The sequence below is a fragment of the Vibrio sp. 10N.261.52.A1 genome, from assembly GCF_002876325.1.
Taxonomy (GTDB): Bacteria; Pseudomonadota; Gammaproteobacteria; order Enterobacterales; family Vibrionaceae; genus Vibrio; species Vibrio chagasii.
The window spans coordinates 1-2,248 of the sequence record NZ_MCYD01000667.1 but is presented as its reverse complement, the minus strand read 5'-3'; the positions used below and the strand labels follow the sequence as shown (position 1 = coordinate 2,248).

3 protein-coding genes are annotated in these 2,248 nt (G+C 45.2%); all 3 read left to right on the top strand.

All coding sequences use genetic code 11. The annotated features are described in order from the left end of the window. The first annotated feature begins 103 nt into the window (after positions 1 to 103). Complete coding sequence (locus tag BCT81_RS12690; RefSeq protein ID WP_032498517.1) at positions 104 to 475, top strand: YbaN family protein; 372 nt, start codon at positions 104 to 106, stop codon at positions 473 to 475. Between the two features lie 161 nt (positions 476 to 636). Continuing rightward, the gene (gene apt, locus BCT81_RS12685; protein WP_004740646.1) at positions 637 to 1,182 is read left to right on the top strand and encodes an adenine phosphoribosyltransferase; all 546 of its coding nucleotides are present in this window, start codon (positions 637 to 639) and stop codon (positions 1,180 to 1,182) included. A gap of 18 nt (positions 1,183 to 1,200) precedes the next feature. Continuing rightward, on the top strand, positions 1,201 to 2,248 hold a 1,048-nt coding region (gene dnaX / locus BCT81_RS12680; RefSeq protein ID WP_133152615.1), incomplete at its 3' end, for a DNA polymerase III subunit gamma/tau.

The following is a 2,248-nucleotide window of genomic DNA, read 5'->3' as shown; positions in this document are numbered from 1 at the left end:
GTGTATTTAATGGCTACGCAACATTTTAGTTAAGCTGTCGTCGCCAAATGGTGATAGCTAACTCAAGGAGGCCACAATTAGCGTTCGAGTTTTAAGCCTGAATATTGCTGGTGGCCTTTGTATCTTTCTTGCAGTTTTAGGGATTGTATTACCCGTTCTGCCAACCACTCCATTTCTTCTTCTTGCTAGCGCATGTTTCATGCGAAGCAATCCAAAAGTTCACAAATGGATGCATGAGCATAAAACGCTCGGTCCTCTGTTAGAAAACTGGTACCAACACGGCGCTGTCACCAAGCAAGTTAAAACGCGTGGCGTATTCTTTATCTTGTTGAGTTTTGCGTTATCTATCTACTTTGCTCCACTCATTTGGGTCAAGGCTTTCCTAATTTGTGTACTTGTTATTCTTCTCACATGGTTTATGCGACTTCCAACTCATGAGTTGGTTGCTGACAGCAAAGAAAATCACTACCATTAAGCCAGTGTGCCTGCTTGTATAGCGGGCGTTTATTATTTCAGCAATCAGAGTTATGACTCTCGTTGCAATGAATACCAATCGTACCTTTCCTTAATTTCAAGCGTTGATGTTTGATTCGTTAACCAGAGTTTGGAAAGCGGCCTAATGAAGTGCATAAGATTATGAACACAGAAAAAATCTCTCTGATCAAAGCAAGCATCAAAAGCATTCCTGATTACCCTAAAGCGGGTATTTTGTTCCGTGACGTAACAAGCTTGATGGAAGACCCAGCAGCTTACAAAGCGACTATCGAGTTGTTAGCGGAAACATACAAGGACATGGGCTTTACTAAGATCGTTGGTACTGAAGCTCGTGGTTTCCTATTCGGTGCGCCTTTAGCATTAGAGCTAGGTGTTGGCTTCATCCCTGTGCGTAAGCCGGGCAAACTGCCTCGTGAAACTGTGGCACAATCTTATGAGCTTGAGTACGGCACAGACACGTTAGAAATTCATACTGATGCTATCGTTGAAGGCGATAAAGTGCTGATGGTTGATGACCTACTAGCAACTGGCGGTACGATTGAAGCGACAACAAAGTTGATTCGTCAGCTTGGTGGTGTGGTAGAGCACGCTGCATTTGTAATTAATCTTCCAGAAATCGGTGGTGACAAGCGCTTAGAAGGCTTAGGTCTAGAAGTGTTTAGCATCTGCGAATTCGACGGCCACTAATCCTTTTCGGAATTATTCATGAGCTATCTTGCGTTAGCGCGAAAATGGCGACCAACCAAATTCAAAGAAGTGGTTGGTCAAGCCCATGTTTTAACAGCATTAGAGAATGCCCTTAGCCAAAATAGGTTGCACCATGCGTACCTATTTAGTGGAACTCGCGGTGTCGGTAAAACGACCATCGGCCGCTTGTTTGCTAAGGGACTTAATTGTGAAACAGGCATTACTTCAACCCCTTGTGGTGAATGTGCAACTTGTAAAGAGATCGATGAAGGTCGCTTTGTTGACCTGCTAGAGATCGATGCGGCATCACGTACCAAGGTAGAAGATACCCGCGAGCTTCTGGACAATGTGCAGTACAAACCTGCGCGTGGTCGCTTTAAGGTTTACCTTATCGATGAAGTACACATGCTTTCTAGGCACAGTTTCAACGCGCTTCTAAAGACGTTAGAAGAGCCGCCTGAGTATGTGAAATTCTTGCTTGCAACGACCGATCCACAAAAACTGCCAGTGACTATCTTGTCGCGTTGTCTGCAGTTCCATCTTAAGCCGATCAGCGTTGATAATATCCACGAGCAGCTTGACCATATTCTTGAACAAGAGAAGGTAACCTCTGAGTCTCGTGCGCTTGGAATGATTGCTCATGCTGCCGACGGTAGTATGCGTGATGCTTTGAGCCTGACAGACCAAGCTATCGCATTAGGCAACGGCAATGTCGTGACTGATACGGTTGCGCACATGCTTGGCACACTGGATACTGATCAAGCGATCCATCTACTTGAGGCTATTAGCAGTAAGCAGCCTCAAGAGGCGATGGCTTGTATCCAAAACCTTGCTGAGAATGGCGTAGAGTGGGATGGTTTACTGAATCAACTTGCTGTTCAACTTCATCGTCTCGCCATGTATCAAGCGTTGCCGTCTACCTTAGACAAAGCGCAGCCTGACGCAGAGAAGCTTGAACTGCTGAGTAAAGCGTTAAGCCCTCAAGATATTCAGCTTTATTACCAGATAGTGCTAAAAGGTCGTGAAGACTTACCGTTATCGCCAACCGCACGTGTTTGTATTGAGA

Bases quoted from the DNA above. Each gene is read 5' to 3' on its own strand.
- apt (WP_004740646.1), top strand. From the start codon at position 637: ATGAACACAGAAAAAATCTCTCTGATCAAAGCAAGCATCAAAAGCATT.